Source organism: Burkholderia sp. AU33803 (assembly GCF_002223095.1).
Taxonomy (GTDB): Bacteria; Pseudomonadota; Gammaproteobacteria; order Burkholderiales; family Burkholderiaceae; genus Burkholderia.
Window position 1 is genome coordinate 139113 of sequence record NZ_NKFJ01000007.1, and the last position, 15962, is coordinate 155074.

Here is a 15962-nt window from a genome sequence, read left to right on the forward strand (position 1 = left end):
CGTTCGAACGGCTGCACCCGAACGCCCGCAAACCCGCGCCAGCATTGGCTCCGCCGCCGGTCCGGCCCTGTGGAACGACAGGCCGCCGATGCACGGCGTCGCACGTTTGCGACACACGTGGCAACACATCGGGAACGAATCGTGGGCGGCGCCCGAAAACGGTGTGGGGAAGCAATGAAGAGGGTCAGTACACGCCCGGCAGCAGACGCCAGGTCCGCGCGCAATACGCGTCGTATTCGGCGCCGAACTGCGCACGCAGCAGCGCCTCTTCGGAGCGGATGCGCGCGACGAGCGGCACCATCGTCAGCACGACCAGCAGCAAGCCGACACCCGATCGGAATGCGAGCGCCCATCCGACCGAATTGACGACCAGGCCGAGATAGCTCGGGTTGCGGATGCGACGATAGATGCCATCGGTCACGAGCGTATGGCCCGGCTGGATCGCGACGAGCCCGCTGAAGCGCTTGCCGAGCACGAATACGGGCCAGATGCGCAGCGCACCGCCCACGATGTACAGCACGACGCCGATCCAGCGCACCGCGTCGCCGCCGAAAGTCCAGAAGTCGAGCCGGTCGGTGAGCGCAGGCAGGTATGCGAGCAGGAACCCGCTCACCCCGAACGCCGCGAGCACCCAGCGGTTGTCGCGATTCTCGCGCTCGCCGCTGCTCAGGTTGCCTTCGGTGAACAGCGCGGCGACGGCCATCGCGAGCGTCGCGACGACGATGACGGTCAGCTGTGGATGCGAGAAGAACGCCGCGAACCCGCCGCTGCCGAGCACCGCGAGCCCGAGGTAGACGAGCGTGGAGAGGGCCGACGCGACTGCGATCTTGCGGGTGACTGCCATGGCTGCCTCACCGGAACGCGGAATGCGCTTTCCTGTGAAGTATAGGAAGCGCGCGCACGCCGCGCTGCGCAGCGCAGCGCACCGCCGTCATGCGATACGCGACTCCGCGCGCGTCTCCGGCGCAACGCGTCGGCGCTGACCGACGCGGCCAGCACCTGCGCCCAATGCCCGATCAGCGGATGCGGAAGTTGCCGCCGATGCCGACGCTGACGGGCGGCGCGTAATACGCCGGCGCATAGCCGTAGTAGGCCGGCGCGGGTGCATAGCCGTACGGCGGCGCGACATAGCAGCCGGACAGGCCGCCGATCAGGGCAAGCGTGATGAGAAGTCTGGTCATGGCTCGATTCCCGGCGCGAAAGACGAATGGCACCTCGCGAAGAGCCTTGCCGCCGTGAAGGGCGGCGGCCGGCACGAAGAGGCGATCCGCCCTTCCTGTCGCTCGGTGAAGCAATGCGCGGAGTCTAGCGCCGGGTGGGCCGGGCCGAGTTTCGCCGGCGGTTACACGTGTTACCTCGCATGACCGCTGAAACAGGCGTTGGCACGACGGCTGGCCGGTGCGTCAAGCCGTGCCGTCGCCGCGTGCAATCGACGCGTTACACGAAACGCGCGCGAATGCGCTGCGCGAGCGCTTCGAGCGTCGCCGCGTCGGCGATCTCGCGTGCATGCATCCGCAGCTCGGCGCCTTCCCAGCGCGGGATCACGTGGAAGTGCACATGCGGCACCGTCTGGCCGGCGGCCGCGCCGTTGAACTGGCCGATGAACACGCCGTCCGGCTCGAGCGCCGCGCGCACCGCCGCCGCCACGCGCTGCGTCATGCGAATGCCGGCCGCGGCGGCATCGCCGGACAACTCGAAGATCTGCGCGGCCGGCTCCTTCGGGATCACGAGCACGTGGCCGTCGGCCTGCGGCATCAGATCCATGATCGCGAGGGTCGCGTCGTCTTCCGCGACTTTCACGCACGGCAGTTCGCCGCGCAGGATCTTGGCGAACGGGTTGTTGTTGTCGTAGGACATGGCGTTTTCCGATGACGGTTGGACTGGGAGAGTGGGAAAGAAAAGCGATGCCGGACGATTATCGGCCGACGGCGGGGCCGTTTTCAACTCGTTCACCATGCGGTGACGGCCGAATCGTCGAGCAGGGCACAGGACGCGTAACGCACGGGCCACCGCCCGGTCGCCATCGCGCGTCAGGCCACCGCGATTGCAACGCATCGCCCGAACCTGAGACACTGCCGCATCGCTGCCTGCCGGCACGCCACCGAGGACGCTCGCGCATGACGATCCCCTTCAAGAAGCTGATCCTGCGCGGCGTCGCGCTCGCCGTCGTCGCGGCGGTCGGCTACACGGGCTATATGTTGTCCCGGCTCGCGCCGATCGCGACCGGCTATGCGGCGAAGGCGCTGTGTTCCGGCGTGTACGTGTCGGGCCGCCCGGCCGCGTCCGTGATCGACGTCGACATCATGGCCGGCGTGCATCCACTGCTGAAACTGGTACACCCGTCGATCGATCCCGACCATCATCGCGCGACGGCGACCTTCGCCGGCTTCGCCGAACGCGAAGCCGACTTCCGGCCCGGGCTCGGCTGCACGCTCGCGCTCGGGCCGTCGCCCGGCGCGTTGCCGGCCGCGCTGCCGCCGCTCCCCGATCCGCCGTCCACCCGGCCGGCACCGGCCACGCTGCCGGCCGGCATCGACGCGCAGAAGCTGCAGACCGCGCTCGACCGCGCGTTCGACGAACCCGATCCGGCGCGGCCGCGGCGCACGCGCGCGGTCGTCGTGATGTGGCGCGGCCAGGTGATCGCCGAACGCTATGCGCCCGGCTTCACCGCCGACACACCGCTGCCCGGCTGGTCGATGACGAAGACCGTCACGGCCGCGCTGGTCGGCACGCTCGTCGCGCAGCACAAGCTGTCGCCCGATGCGTCGGCGCTGCTCCCCGAATGGCGCGGCAGCGGCGATCCGCGCGCGGCCATCACGCTCGACGCGCTGCTGCGCATGACGAGCGGCCTGCAATTCAACGAGGACTATGACGACCCGCTATCCGACGTCGCCTTGATGCTGTATGCGCAACCCGATACCGCGCGGTTCGCGTCGGCGAAGCCGCTCGCCGCGACACCCGGCACGCGGTGGTCCTACTCGAGCGGCACGAGCGCGATCCTCGCACGCGTGATGCGCGAGGCACTGGGCGGCAACGACGCCGACTACCTCGCGTTACCGCGCCGCGCGCTGTTCGCGCCGCTCGGGATGCGCAGCGCGGTGTTCGAACCCGATGCGTCCGGCACGCTCGTCAGCCCGTCGTACATGTATGCGAGCGCGCGCGACTGGGCGCGCTTCGGGCAGTTGCTGCTGCAGGACGGCGTGTGGGACGGGCAGCGGCTGCTGCCGGAAGGCTGGGTACGCTACCTGACGCGCACGACGCCGCAGTCGGAGCGACAGGAATATGGCGCGCAGCTGTGGGTCAAGGTGCCGGAGCCGTTCAACGATCGCGATCCGCATGCGGTCGCGATGCCGGCCGACGCGTTTCATGCGGTCGGCCATGAAGGCCAGTTCGTGAGCGTGGTGCCGAGCCGGCAACTGGTGGTCGTGCGGCTCGGGCTGTCGCGGCCGGAATCCGCGTGGAATCACGAGGCGTTTCTTGCGCGCGTGCTCGACGCCGTGCCGGCGCCCGGCGCATGAAAACGGGCCCGAGGGCCCGTGCATATCGGTCGTGACGCGAACGCGGTGGCGCTTGCCACGCCGCCACATCGCACACGACCTGCGACACATCAAGGGTTCGCGCTGCCCGCGTATTTCTGGAAGCCTTCGCGCGTCGCGAGACGTTCGATATAGCGCTTCACCGCCGGGAAATCCGGATGCTCGAACGGCGTGCCGAACCAGCGGTTCACCGACAGGCCGATCGGAATGTCCGCGAGCGTGAAACTGTTGCCGGCCACGTACGCACCGGTCGCTTCGAGCTGCGCGTTCAGCACCTGCATGTGCTTCGTCCAGCCTGCGATCGACTGCGCGATGCCGGCCGGGTCCTGGTGGTCGGGCGATTTCCGCACGAGGCCGAGGAACGCACCCACCCACGAACGGTTCAGGTCCGCACCCTGCCAGTCGATCCATTGATCGACCCGCGCGCGCGCCTGCGGCTCGGCCGGATACAGCGCGTCGCCGCCATAGCGGTTCGCGAGGTAGCGGATGATCGTGTTCGATTCCCAGAGCACGAAATCGTCGTCCTTGATGACGGGCACGAGACCGTTCGGATTCAGCGCGAGATAGGCCGGATCGTTGGTTGTGCGGAAGCCCGCGCCCCAGTCTTCCTGTTCGAACGGCAGGTTCAGCTCGGTGCACAGCCACAGCACCTTGCGGACGTTGATGGACGGGATCTTGCCGAGGATGTGCAGCATGCAGTCTCCTTGTGAGGTCGGATGCGGAGCATTCGGGACGCACGACACGCGCCGAACGCGTTCACGCCGAGTTTATACGCGACCTCGGGGCAAACGACAGGCCGCACGCGGAAAATCCGCATGCGGACGATTCGTCAGGTCACGCAGCGCATGCTCGGCCGTCGGGAACCGGAACATGAATCCGTCCTGATGCAGGCGTGCCGGCATCACGCGCTGGCCGTCCAGCAGCAGCTCGGCCATCTCGCCCATCGCGACGCGCAGCGGCGCGGCCGGCACGTGCAGCCAGGCCGGGCGATGCAGCACCTTCGACACGACCTGCACGAACTCGCGCTGGGTCAATGGCGCGGGTGCGACCGCGTTGTAGACGCCGTGCATGCTCGAATTCGCCATCGCACGCGCGATGATCCGCAGCACGTCGTCCCGGTGGATCCAGCTCATCACCTGCGCGCCGTCGCCGAAGCGCCCGCCCATCCCGAAGTAATGCGGGAGCAGCATCGGGCGCAGCGCACCGCCGGGGCCGAACACGACGCCCAGCCGCAGCACCACCGAACGAACGCCATGACGCTCGAGCGGTTGTGCCGACTGCTCCCACTGCCGGCACAGCGCCGACATGAAGCCGGTGCCGGCGCTGCTGCTTTCATCGAGCCGCTCGTCCGAAGGACGCACGCCGTAGTAACCGATCGCCGATGCCTGGATCCACGTGCGCGGCTTGACCTCGGCGGTCTCGACCCAGCGCATCAGCGATTCCGTCACGCCGACGCGGCTGGCGAGCAGCACCGCCTGCCGGCGCTTGCTCCAGCGTGCGCCGAGCACCGGCGCCCCCGCGAGATTGATGACCGTGTCGAAACGCTCGTGCGGCCGCAGCTGTTCGACGGACGTGACGCTGCGCACGCGGCCGTGAAACTGGTAGGCCGCGCGCAGCGGATCGCGTGCCAGCAACGTGACCGTATTCCCCGCATCGAGCAACTGGTTCACGAGGGTTTCGCCGATGAAGCCGGTCCCGCCGGTGACGAGCACGTTCCCCGGCAGTTGCCCCGCGAACGGATTGACGACCGGCTCGCGTCGCGCGATCCGGCAGGCCGCAATTCCGTCGCGGATCCCCGATACCGTTACACCGACGGCAAAGAGGCTCAGCAACCAGCCGCGCCAGCCGAGGTCGATCGCCTGCAGCGCGGTCGGCTCGTGCGCCCACGCGGCCAGCTGCATCGCGATCATCCCGAACAGCGCGCCGCCGTTGACGGCCAGCAGCGTGTGCAGCACGCGCTCGGTCGCGGGCAGCTTGCGGCTCTGGTCCTCGACGACGAAATCCCACAACGTCAGCACCACCTCGACCACCACCACCGCCGCAAGAGCCGCGACCCACGCGCCGTGAAAGGCGACGTTCGCGATCGATGCGAACACGAGACCGTAAAGCACGGAGCGCACTGCGTGAATTCCCAGCTCGAGCCGCGCGCGCGGGCTGTGCGGGAGATCCTGCGTGAGTTCATGGTGATAGAGCGTGTCGAATGCGCCCATCGCGCCCTGCACGATCAGCAGGTTGAGCGCCCAGTCGTAAGCAGCCAGGGTGTTCATACCGCGTCCCTCCTCCAAAGCCAGACAAGCGGCGGCACCATCGCGACGAGTGCCGCCGCGTCGATCGCCACGTGGCCCGATACCCGGGCCTGCAATGAAAACAGCATGTCCTGCGGCGCCCAGATCAGCAGGCCGGCCAGCAGCCATCCCCACACTTCCCGTTTCTGCAACCTGTTGCCGAGGTGCACGAGCGCCAGCATCCAGACCGACGCGCATTGCACCGTCGCGCCCATCAGCGACATCCACCAGATCTGCTGCGTACGCGCCGGGTCCGGCGCCCTTTCCGTCCAGAAATGCAGTTCGATGACGCGGTGATACGCGTCGAGCCACGGCGCGCTTGCAACCCAAGGAACGGCAATGCCGACGAGCAGGTGCGCAAGCGCCGCGCAGTACATCCAGGTCACCACGAGGCGGCGCGCCGCGCCGCCCGCCGGACGATCCGCCGTGGGTGCGGCAGTAAGGTCGCGACCGCTACCGCACGCCGCTCCGTCGCACGGCGCTTCGGCGCGATAGCCGAGCCAGCGCGATACCACATGCCGGTTGCGCGCAAAGCGGCGATATAGCAGCGCCAACGCACCGCGCACGGCCGGCACGCGCAGCAGCCGGACGACCCAGCGGCGGCCGGTCAGCGCCTGGGCGGCCAGGATGCTGTCCACGCCGGTCAGCATGCGTCCGTCGGGCAAACGCGCGTGCAATTCGCGGTTCAGCGCGGGCAGGTCGACGCCCAGCGGCGCGGGATCGAAACCCGGCTCGGCGATATCGACGAAGGCCAGCCGGCGTCGCGCGTCGCGGGCCTCGAGACGCTTGATCTCCGCCACGCATAACGGACATCGTCCGTCGAAGTACAGCACCAGTTCACTTGATTCCATGATTCGCATTCCTTCTTATTACCCGTCGCGTGCTTCACGAATCGATCGACGGCTCTCCGCTGTGCCACAACGCCGCTTCTGGGCAGCGGCGGCAACGCACTTACATCGGCTTGAGCACCATCAGGAAGTAGACGGTCAGCATCGCGAAGAACGCCGGATAGCCGAGCAGCTCCCAGCGCTTCGCGTAAAGCCAGTACCGATCCGGCAGCGCGGCATCGCCGTTCGCGTGCGCGAGCTTCGCCATCGCGGCCAGTTCGACCTGCAGCCACACGACCGGCAACCAGCACACGCCGGCGATCGCGTACAGCACGATCGACGCCATGAGCCACGGCGTATCCCACGGCCAGCCGGCCGTGTGCGCGAGCCACAGGCCCGATGCCGGCTGGAAGATCACGGCCGGTGTCGTGAACCACCAGTCCGCGCGCACCACGAGCCGCGACACGGCCGCGATCGCGGGCACCGAGCGCGTGCGGTTCGCGAAGAACAGGTAGAACGCGGTGCCGAACCCGGTGCCGACCAGCAACACCGAAGACAGGATGTGAAGCGCCTTGATGACGAGATAGGTATTCATGCGTGTTCTTCTTCTGAAAAAAGGATCAACAGGATCGCGAGAATCGGTACGTTCTTGAGCACGGGGCCGAACGGTTCGGCGAGCAGGGCCGGCATCGTGACCGCGATGACGGCCGAATACGCGACGATCAGCGCGGCTTGCGCGGCCCACAGGCGGCGCGACGGCGCGACGACGGTTGCGACGCCAAACGCGAAGTCCAGCGCACTGGCCGCATAGAGCGCGATCAGCGCAGGCAGCCCCGTCAGGTGCGCGGGTGCAAGCAGCGCGAGGCTCGCGTGCAGCGGATGGATGAAGGCGCTGGCGATGGCCGTCCAGATCCACACGATCGCCAGCGCGCCACGCAACAGCGGGCGACGCCACATCGCGAGCGCGTCGCGACGCAGCGCCGCGGCGTCCGCGCCGATGAAACCGTCGATCCCGCGCAGCGGCCGGCCGAGCATCGCCGTGGCGGCAGCCGGATCGCCGGTGTTCCCGCCACGCAGCATCGTCCACGTATCGCGCGTGAACATCGCGCCCGGCAGCGTGCCGAGGAGCACGGCCGCCACACCGGCCAGCGGGCCCGGCAATCCGATGCGAACGGCCGGCGCAAACCCCAGCGCGGCGCGGTAGCGGGCCAGCATCTCGCGGTATTCGACTTCGTCGGTGCCGACCACGTCGATCACCGGGTGGCCGGCCGCCGGCGCATCGACGCACCGCGCGACGACTTCGGCGAGATCGTCGACGTGCACGGGGCGCAGCCGCTGATGGCCGCCCGCCGGCAGCACCTGCACCGGCAGGCTCGCGAGCATCCGGAAAAACCGCGCCGACGCGCCGTCCGTGCCGTAGACGAGCGCGGGACGCACGATCCGGAAGTCGATCGGCAGCGTCTGCAGGAAGCGGTCGGCCGCGACCTTGCTGGCGAAGTAGCGCGTATCGCCACGCTCGACACCGAGCGCCGAGATCTGGATCACGCGCCGCACGCCGGCGCGGCAGCACGCGGTGAAGAGCGCGCACGGCGCGGCGCGATGCACGGCGTCGAGCGTCGCGCCGCGCTGATCGGCAAGGATGCCGACCGCATTGATCACCACGTCGACGCCTTCGAGCCGCGCGAGCCACGCGCCCGGATCGACGTCCTTCGCGAAGTCGATCGCAACGTCGGACGGGCCGGCCACCTGACGCACGCCGCGCAGCACGCGATGGCCGCCGGCTTCGAGCTGCGCGCACAGTGCCCGCCCGATGAAGCCGTTCGCCCCGCACACGAGCACGGTCATGCTGCGCGCCGCGGTGCGGCCAGGCGGGCGGGTCGACGGCAAGGCGGTGTTCATTTTCATCCTCTATTTACAGTTATTTCTGTAAAAACAGAAATAACAACCCCAAAAAAAGCGGGCTGGCTGCCCGCACCGCGTGTCCTGCTTACTTCGACGGCTTGCGCCTGACCGTCTGGCTGATCTTCGCGCCGATGCCGAGCGCCTTCATCAGCGTATCGGGCTTGAGCCGCAGCATCTCGTCCGACCAGGTCGTGAGCGTCTCGACGAACTGCAGCGTGTCGCGGATGCGTTGCTCGGTCTCGCGGCTCTCGTTCGCGATCTCGGGATTCGTCAGGCAGTCGCGCAGCACCGTGAGCGTCGGCTCGATCTCGCGCTGCCGCCGTCCTTCGACGATCAGCTTGAACAGCTCCCAGATGTCGGTCGACGTCTCGAAGTGGTCGCGGCGGTCGCCCAGCACGTGCACGACTTTCGCCAGCCGCCACGCCTGAAGCTCCTTCAGGCTCGTGCTGACGTTGGAGCGCGCCACGTTGAGCGTCTCGGCGATCTCGTCAGCCGCGATCGGTCGGCCGGCCAGATAGAGCAGCGCGTGGATCTGCGAGACGGTGCGGTTGACGCCCCACCGCGAGCCCATTTCGCCCCAGTGGAGAATGAATCGTTCGGCAATCGGTGTGAGTTCCATGACGTGAAATTTAGGCATTTCAGTTATTTCTGTCAAGAGAGAAATAACTGGACGACCCGACCGGTTCCGGCGGCGCCCGCCCGCGATCGGCGGCTTCCTTTACAATGCGCGGGATTTTCCCGAATTCAGGCCGTTTTCTGCCTTTCAGACAAGAGGTTTCCATGATCATCAAACCGCGCGTGCGTGGCTTCATCTGCGTGACGACTCATCCGGTCGGCTGCGAAGCCAACGTCAAGGAACAGATCGACTACGTGACTTCGCACGGCCCGATCGCCAACGGCCCGAAAAAGGTGCTCGTGATCGGCGCGTCGACCGGCTACGGCCTCGCCGCCCGGATCTCGGCCGCCTTCGGCTCGGACGCGGACACGCTCGGCGTGTTCTTCGAGCGTGCCGGCAGCGAGACGAAGCCCGGCACGGCAGGCTGGTACAACACCGCCGCGTTCGAGAAATTCGCCGCCGAAAAGGGGCGCTATGCGCGCAGCATCAACGGCGACGCATTCTCCGACAAGGTCAAGCAGGTCACGATCGACACCATCAAGCAGGATCTCGGCAAGGTCGATCTCGTCGTCTACAGCCTCGCGGCACCGCGCCGCACGCACCCGAAGACGGGCGAAACCATCAGCTCGACGCTCAAGCCGATCGGCAAGACGGTCACGTTCCGCGGCCTCGACACCGACAAGGAAGTGATCCGCGACGTCACGCTGGAACCGGCGACGCAGGAAGAGATCGACGGCACCGTCGCCGTGATGGGCGGCGAGGACTGGCAGATGTGGATCGACGCGCTCGATGAAGCCGGCGTGCTGGCCGACGGCGCGAAGACCACCGCGTTCACGTATCTCGGCGAGCAGATCACGCACGACATCTACTGGAACGGCTCGATCGGCGAAGCGAAGAAGGATCTCGACAAGAAGGTGCTGTCGATCCGCGACAAGCTGGCCGCGCACGGCGGCGACGCGCGCGTGTCGGTGCTGAAGGCGGTCGTCACGCAGGCCAGCTCGGCGATCCCGATGATGCCGCTGTACCTGTCGCTGCTGTTCAAGACGATGAAGGAAGCCGGCACGCACGAAGGCTGCATCGAGCAGGTGTACGGCCTGTTCAAGGACAGCCTGTACGGCGCGACGCCGCACGTCGACGAAGAAGGCCGCCTGCGCGCGGACTACAAGGAGCTCGATCCGCAGGTGCAGGCGAAGGTCGTCGCGCAGTGGAACCACGTGACGAACGAGAACCTGTACGAGCTGACCGACTTCACCGGCTACAAGACCGAGTTCCTGCGGTTGTTCGGCTTCGAGATCGCCGGCGTCGACTACGACGCGGACGTAAACCCGGACGTGAAGATCCCGGGCATCATCGACACCACCGTCTGATGGGTCGGCCCGCCGCCCCCGCTGCACGCGCAGCCAGGGCAGCGGGCTCGGGATACCGGCGGCTTCAACGCGGCGCCGGTTCTTCCAGATAAACGCCCGACGACAGCGTGGCCTTCACCTGCCGCGTGAACTCGTCGGTCGACACTTCCTCCTCTCCCGCTTCGATCGCTTCGTACGCCTGGCGCACGACGTCGGCCGGCGTGGCCTTCGGCACGTCGAGGCCGGCCGTCAGGTCGGTATCGATGAAACCCGCATGCAGCCCGACGACCTGCGTGTGCTGCTCGCGCAGCGAATGGCGCAGCCCGTTGGTCAGCGCCCACGCAGCCGATTTCGACACGCCGTAGCCCGCCAGGATCGGCCGGTTCACCCAGCTCGCGACGGACAGGATGTTCAGGATCGCGCCGCCGCCATTCCCGGCGAGGATGCCCGCGAACGCGCGCGACATCGCCAGCATCCCGAACACGTTGGTTTCGAAGTGATTGCGCAACGCGTCGGGCGCGCCGTCGTCGGTCAGGCTGCCGAGCCGCGCGATGCCGGCGTTGTTGATCAGCAGCGTGACGTCGCGTGCGGCATCGGCCGCCGCGGCGACGGCCGCCGGATCGGTCACGTCGAGCTTCACCGGCACGACGCCCGGCAGCGTCACGGTGGCCGGATCGCGCGCCGCCGCATAAACCTTGCGCGCCCCTCTCGCCAGAGCCTGCTTCGCGAACTCGAGCCCGAGCCCGCGGTTCGCGCCCGTGATGAACACCACTGCACCTTCGATCTTCATGTTCGTTCCTTTCGCATGATGAATCTCATGCGCGCCGGCTCGCCGCGCGCGTGAGATCCGGTGGAAAACCAGCCTGCCCTTTGCTTGCCGAACCGTGGCGCCGCCGCCGGCAGACGGCGAGCCGCCCGGTGCCCGTGACCCGGCGGCGCCCAAGACCCCGACTGCTTGCCATCCGGTGTTCCGGTCGCGGCTTTGCTCCCGCCGCCAAGTCGGCTACACTCGATGTCAATGTCGATCACCATTGTCTTTGCGGTGCATTGTGTTCTCGCCCCTCGGGCGTGTCAATGGTGATCGCCATTGTGTTTTCCAATCGAAGCGATCGACGAAATCAGGGAGGGATCGATGGGCGTGTCAAGACAGCAGGCTGCCGAGAACCGGAGTGCGATCGTCGCGGCCGCCGAGCGGCTGTTCCGCGCGCGCGGCGTCGACGCGGTCGGGCTCACCGAGCTGATGAAGGAAGCCGGCTTCACGCAGGGCGGCTTCTACAACCATTTCAAGTCGAAAGATGCGCTGGTCGCCGAGGTGATGGAAAAAGCGATGCAGGACCGTGCGGATTCGCCGAATGCCGGCAGTCTCGACGCGCAGGTGGCGTTGTATCTGTCGGCCGCGCATCGCGACAACGTCGAGGCCGGATGCCCGCTGTCCGGTTTCGCGGGCGATGCGCCGCGGCTGACCGATGCGGCGCGAGCGTGTTACGCGCGCGGCCTCGCCACGTACCTCGATCGGCTGGAACGGATGGTGGCCACGGAAGGCGCGACGCCAGCGCAGACGCGTCGCGATGCGGTCGCGGTCTTCAGCCAGATGGTCGGCGCGCTCGTACTGTCGCGCGCGATCGCCGGCACCGATCCGGCGCTGGCCGACGAGATCCTCGCCGCCGGGCGGGAGACGCTCACCGCCGGGCGCGACGATCCGGGCGCGCCGGCGTAGCCGCGCCATGACGTCGTGACGTGTCGGCTCACGCTGCGTGTGAGTGGGCTCACTAGTGCGGCGACGTTTCGGCGTCTTGCCGCGCTATTCGACCGCCCGTGCGGCATCCCACAGCGGCTGGGCACCGCGCGCCGCATTCCAGGCGGCAAAACGCGTGCGCCACGCTTCGAACGGCTCCGCGAGCGGGTGGCGCGGGTCGTCGCTGAGCGAATACGCCATCCCTTCGATCAACCAGCGCGGCCGGGTCGCGACGGCCAGGTTGCCGAGTACTTCGGCCTGCCGGTGATGGATCAGCTCGTGCGCGAGAAAGTAGGTCTGCCAGCCGCGCGGTGCGACCACCACGCCGAAATTCCCGAGCGTCAGCGCCGCGCGTTGGCCGAGGCCGAATGCATCGGCGCACGCCCGCGTCGAGCAGAACACGACGCGCGGCGCCGCCTGGAATGCACCGACGGCCGCCGCCGCGCGCGCATAGCCGTCGCGATAGAGCTGCTGCGCGTCGCCGAGCTTCGCGGCATCGTCCGTGCAGATATCGGCGCTCGGGCACGACACACCGGGAACCAGTGCGGGCGCGACGACGCGCAACGGCTTGACGAGCGCATACGCGGCAATCGGCAGCGCGACGAGCAGGCCCGTGAGGGCGAAAGCGACATGGGAGCGTTTCATCGGGGCGGTGGTTCCGGGGCGTTCTCGTTCTGCTGAGGTCTTCCTGCGTGACTATATCGGACCGGCGATGTCCGCGGCCCTGCTTGATTCCCGGACGAAGCCCTGCCAATCAGACAACATGCCCCGTGCTCGCCTCGCCGGCGCCCGTCATCCGGCGGCTCCAGCGCATCCCCAGCCACAGAAGCGCGACACTGCACACGAACAGGAGCACCTCGACCAGCACGGTATCGACATGCCAGTACCGCGTCAGCAGTACGGCGGCGAGGTCGAACAGGAAATGAAACGCGATCGCATACGCGAGCCAGCGCTTCGTGCCGCGGACGAATGCCTGCAGCACGATCAGCGACAACCCCACATGCGCGGCCATGGCACTCGCACGCTCGAACAGCGCGAGTAACGGCGACGCGAGTGTCATGCCGGAGAACTGCGACCCGATCAGTGACTGCGCACCTTCAGGCACCACGACGCCTGCTCGCGCGAGCAAGTAGGCGGTAGCGAGCGCGATGAATCCGACGCCGACCAGCAGCATCGCCTCCAGCCCGCCGTGCCCGAGCCCGAGCATCACGGCAGTTGGCGCGTCATGTCGCTTCGGCAGCAGATACCGGAAAGCGACCCAGCGCCCGCACTCCTCGAAGAGGCCAGCCGTCAGCGCCGCGAACACGAGCATCGGCAGGTGCCAGCGCGCATCGTTGCCGAGCCAGTGGAACAGCGGAATCTGCCACGACATGCGCAATACCGGCTGGAACACGAAAAAGGTCAGCATGCCGTAGAAAAACACCCGCCACGGCACCTGCATGCGGCGCCGCCATGCGGCCGCGAGCAACACCGGCGCAGTCAGCGCCACGACGCCCACCGCGAGCGTGAGGAACAGGAGCGACGGGGCGACGGGATGCATGACGAATGCTGTTACGCGAGCTGCTTGTGGAAATACGTCGTCGCGCAGAGCGTGCCGTCGGGCATCAGCGCGTAGTTCGGCACGACACCGACACGCTGCCAGCCGGCCCGCTCGTACAGCCGCTCGGCGTCGCCGCCCGTCACGGTATCGAGTACGAGCACGGTCTTGCCCGCGTCGCGCGCGGCCGCATCGGCCGCCGCCATCAGCCGCGCGGCGATGCCCTGCCGGCGCGCGTGCCGCGACACGAGCATCTTCGAAATATCGGCGCGATGCGGCTGGTTCTCGGGCTGCGCGGTCACGACCTGCACGGTGCCGACGATCCGGCCGGCCGCGTCCTCGGCAACGAGCAGGATGCGCTCGTCGTTCGCGACGCCGTCGGCGACGTTCGTCCAGAACGCGACGGCGGTCGCCCGCTCGATCGGCAACATGAAGCTGACGGACGCGCCGCCCTCGACGCAATCGATCAGCACGTCGGCCAGTGCTTCGACACAGCGCTTCGCTTCGCCCGCGCCGACGCGGCGGACGGTAACGGATTCGGTCATGCCAACTCCGGTAGTCAGTGGGGTCGCACACGCGGGTTCGGCGTGCGTCCGGATGGGAAGGAACGCCGGGCGGCCGTCGCGGCTCGCGCAACGTCGGCAGGCGCGCGGCAACGCCGCACCCGGGCGGCGCGTGTTACCGCCCCATCATCCTACGCGACGAAAAATTCCGTTGCATCGCCGTTCGCCTCTCCTATACTTAGCCGCATGGCTAACTTTCAACCCGGCATCAGCGACGTTTTCCACGCCCTCGCCGATCCGACGCGCTGCGCGATCGTCAGCATGCTCGGCCACGGCGAACGAACCGTCTCCGCGCTGGCCGAACCGTTCGACATGGCGCTGCCGTCGTTCATGAAGCACGTCGCCGTGCTCGAACGCAGCGGCTTGGTGCAGACCCGCAAAGCGGGCCGCTCGCGCACCTGCACGCTGGTCGGCAGCCGGCTGACCGAAGCCGAGGCATGGCTCGCCGAGCAGCGCGCGCTATGGGAAGCCCGATCCGATCGTCTCGTCGAATTCGTCGAACGCCGTCACCAGGAGGAGCACGATGTCAGCCAGCCCCGTCGACCCCGTTGAAGCCCACGATCTCGTCATCACGCGCACGCTGCGCGCGCCGCGCCACGCGCTGTGGCGTGCCTGGACCGACCCCGAACTGCTGAAGCAATGGTGGTGCCCGAAACCGTGGACCACCGAAGTGCGCGCGTTCGACCTGCGTCCGGGCGGCGCCTTCCACACGTACATGCGCGGCCCCGATGGCGGCACCAGCGACAATCCCGGCTGCTTCCTCGAGATCGTGCCGGAATCGCGCATCGCGTTCACGTCGATGCTCACGGGCGGCTGGCGGCCGCAGGCGCCGTGGATGGGCTTCACCGCGATCATCACGATGGCCGACGACGACGCGGGCAGCCGCTACGAAGCGCGCGTGATGCATCCGGACGCCGCCACGCGCGAACGCCACGAAGCGCTCGGCTTCTTCGAGGGCTGGAACACCTGCATCACGCAGCTCGACGAATTCGCGGCCGCATTGCGCTGAGCCGAGCGCGACCGCGTGTGCGGTCATTGCATGCCGCCGTTCGCGCGCCTAGGATTCCTGAAGGAAGCATGACGACACGCCGGCCGCCGGCGTGCACCATCGTGCGCACGCCGCGGGAGGCCACATGTTGCACACGCACACGCATTCGACCCGGGTCAGCCGGCACCTGAACGCCCCGCGCGGGCGCGTCTACCGCGCGTTGCTCGATCCGCACGCGGTCGAGCAATGGAAGGTGCCCGACGGCATGACGTGCCGCGTACATGCGTACGACGCACGCGAAGGCGGTGCGCTGCGGGTATCGCTGAGCTACGACGCGCCGTCGGCCGGCACCGGCAAGACCACCGCGCGCACCGATACCTATCACGGCCGCTTCGTCACGCTCGTGCCGGACGAGCAGATCGTCGAGATCGACGTGTTCGAGACCGACGATCCGATGCTGCGCGGCGCCATGACGATCACGATCACGCTGTCCGACGAAGCGGGCGGCACGCGTGTGGACGCCGTGCACGACGGGGTGCCGCCCGGCGTGCCGGCCGCCGACAACGAGACCGGCTGGCAGATGGCGCTGGCGCGGCTCGCGGCGCTGGTGGAAGCCGGATGAGCCAG

General features: G+C 68.0%; 19 protein-coding genes. 6 read left to right on the forward strand and 13 right to left on the reverse strand.

The genetic code is table 11. The features are described from left to right. Window positions 1-184: 184 nt before the first annotated feature. The 3 genes from CFB41_RS30205 to CFB41_RS30210 all read right to left on the reverse strand — a co-directional run bounded on the left by CFB41_RS30205 (window position 185) and on the right by CFB41_RS30210 (window position 1857). Window positions 185-844 (reverse strand): isoprenylcysteine carboxylmethyltransferase family protein, encoded by a 660-nt coding sequence (locus tag CFB41_RS30205; RefSeq protein WP_089459129.1) that lies wholly within the window; start codon window positions 842-844, stop codon window positions 185-187. A gap of 172 nt (window positions 845-1016) precedes the next feature. Next, on the reverse strand, window positions 1017-1181 hold the full coding sequence (locus CFB41_RS38355) for a hypothetical protein (RefSeq protein ID WP_011353821.1): 165 nt from the start codon (window positions 1179-1181) through the stop codon (window positions 1017-1019). A 256-nt stretch (window positions 1182-1437) separates the two neighbouring features. Next, entirely contained in the window at window positions 1438-1857 is a 420-nt protein-coding gene (locus CFB41_RS30210; RefSeq protein WP_043181059.1) for an HIT family protein, read from the reverse strand. A gap of 260 nt (window positions 1858-2117) precedes the next feature. Here CFB41_RS30210 and CFB41_RS30215 point away from each other — a divergent pair, with 260 nt between their 5' ends. Continuing rightward, complete coding sequence (locus tag CFB41_RS30215) at window positions 2118-3518, forward strand: serine hydrolase (RefSeq protein ID WP_089459130.1); 1401 nt, start codon at window positions 2118-2120, stop codon at window positions 3516-3518. 89 nt (window positions 3519-3607) lie between these two features. Here CFB41_RS30215 and CFB41_RS30220 read toward each other — a convergent pair whose 3' ends face one another. From CFB41_RS30220 to CFB41_RS30245, 6 genes are all read right to left on the reverse strand, one after another. Next, a complete protein-coding gene (locus CFB41_RS30220; RefSeq protein ID WP_089459131.1) occupies window positions 3608-4231 on the reverse strand; it encodes a glutathione S-transferase family protein in 624 nt (207 codons plus the stop codon). 72 nt (window positions 4232-4303) lie between these two features. Next, window positions 4304-5803 carry a TIGR01777 family oxidoreductase gene (locus tag CFB41_RS30225; RefSeq protein WP_089459132.1) on the reverse strand — a complete coding sequence of 500 codons (1500 nt, stop codon included), beginning with the start codon at window positions 5801-5803 and terminating at the stop codon, window positions 4304-4306. Continuing rightward, window positions 5800-6672 carry a thiol-disulfide oxidoreductase DCC family protein gene (locus CFB41_RS30230; RefSeq protein ID WP_089459286.1) on the reverse strand — a complete coding sequence of 291 codons (873 nt, stop codon included), beginning with the start codon at window positions 6670-6672 and terminating at the stop codon, window positions 5800-5802. Before CFB41_RS30230 ends, CFB41_RS30225 begins: the two co-directional genes overlap by 4 nt. Before the next feature lie 100 nt (window positions 6673-6772). Beyond that, on the reverse strand, window positions 6773-7243 hold the full coding sequence (locus CFB41_RS30235; RefSeq protein ID WP_089441480.1) for a DUF2269 domain-containing protein: 471 nt from the start codon (window positions 7241-7243) through the stop codon (window positions 6773-6775). After that, complete coding sequence (locus tag CFB41_RS30240) at window positions 7240-8547, reverse strand: SDR family oxidoreductase (RefSeq protein WP_089459287.1); 1308 nt, start codon at window positions 8545-8547, stop codon at window positions 7240-7242. Before CFB41_RS30240 ends, CFB41_RS30235 begins: the two co-directional genes overlap by 4 nt. Before the next feature lie 88 nt (window positions 8548-8635). Continuing rightward, window positions 8636-9169 carry a GbsR/MarR family transcriptional regulator gene (locus tag CFB41_RS30245; RefSeq protein ID WP_011353812.1) on the reverse strand — a complete coding sequence of 178 codons (534 nt, stop codon included), beginning with the start codon at window positions 9167-9169 and terminating at the stop codon, window positions 8636-8638. A 161-nt stretch (window positions 9170-9330) separates the two neighbouring features. Here CFB41_RS30245 and fabV point away from each other — a divergent pair, with 161 nt between their 5' ends. Beyond that, window positions 9331-10533: an enoyl-ACP reductase FabV gene (gene fabV / locus CFB41_RS30250; RefSeq protein ID WP_089459133.1), complete on the forward strand. Its 1203-nt coding sequence runs from the start codon at window positions 9331-9333 to the stop codon at window positions 10531-10533. 64 nt (window positions 10534-10597) lie between these two features. Here fabV and CFB41_RS30255 read toward each other — a convergent pair whose 3' ends face one another. Beyond that, the gene (locus CFB41_RS30255; protein ID WP_089459134.1) at window positions 10598-11302 is read right to left on the reverse strand and encodes an SDR family oxidoreductase; all 705 of its coding nucleotides are present in this window, start codon (window positions 11300-11302) and stop codon (window positions 10598-10600) included. A 342-nt stretch (window positions 11303-11644) separates the two neighbouring features. Here CFB41_RS30255 and CFB41_RS30260 point away from each other — a divergent pair, with 342 nt between their 5' ends. Beyond that, window positions 11645-12229, forward strand: coding sequence for a TetR/AcrR family transcriptional regulator (locus tag CFB41_RS30260; protein ID WP_089441476.1), 585 nt, complete (start codon window positions 11645-11647; stop codon window positions 12227-12229). An 84-nt stretch (window positions 12230-12313) separates the two neighbouring features. Here CFB41_RS30260 and CFB41_RS30265 read toward each other — a convergent pair whose 3' ends face one another. The 3 genes from CFB41_RS30265 to CFB41_RS30275 all read right to left on the reverse strand — a co-directional run bounded on the left by CFB41_RS30265 (window position 12314) and on the right by CFB41_RS30275 (window position 14329). Continuing rightward, a complete protein-coding gene (locus CFB41_RS30265) occupies window positions 12314-12892 on the reverse strand; it encodes a hypothetical protein (RefSeq protein WP_069252651.1) in 579 nt (192 codons plus the stop codon). A 109-nt stretch (window positions 12893-13001) separates the two neighbouring features. Further along, complete coding sequence (locus CFB41_RS30270; protein ID WP_089459135.1) at window positions 13002-13787, reverse strand: YhfC family intramembrane metalloprotease; 786 nt, start codon at window positions 13785-13787, stop codon at window positions 13002-13004. 11 nt (window positions 13788-13798) lie between these two features. After that, window positions 13799-14329, reverse strand: coding sequence for a GNAT family N-acetyltransferase (locus tag CFB41_RS30275; RefSeq protein WP_089459136.1), 531 nt, complete (start codon window positions 14327-14329; stop codon window positions 13799-13801). 204 nt (window positions 14330-14533) lie between these two features. Here CFB41_RS30275 and CFB41_RS30280 point away from each other — a divergent pair, with 204 nt between their 5' ends. The 3 genes from CFB41_RS30280 (at window position 14534) to CFB41_RS30290 (ending at window position 15957) form a co-directional block, all read left to right on the forward strand. Continuing rightward, entirely contained in the window at window positions 14534-14899 is a 366-nt protein-coding gene (locus tag CFB41_RS30280) for a helix-turn-helix transcriptional regulator (RefSeq protein WP_089441473.1), read from the forward strand. After that, window positions 14871-15356, forward strand: coding sequence for an SRPBCC family protein (locus tag CFB41_RS30285; RefSeq protein WP_089459137.1), 486 nt, complete (start codon window positions 14871-14873; stop codon window positions 15354-15356). Before CFB41_RS30280 ends, CFB41_RS30285 begins: the two co-directional genes overlap by 29 nt. A gap of 124 nt (window positions 15357-15480) precedes the next feature. Continuing rightward, window positions 15481-15957, forward strand: coding sequence for an SRPBCC family protein (locus CFB41_RS30290; RefSeq protein WP_059487757.1), 477 nt, complete (start codon window positions 15481-15483; stop codon window positions 15955-15957). Window positions 15958-15962 lie beyond the last annotated feature (5 nt).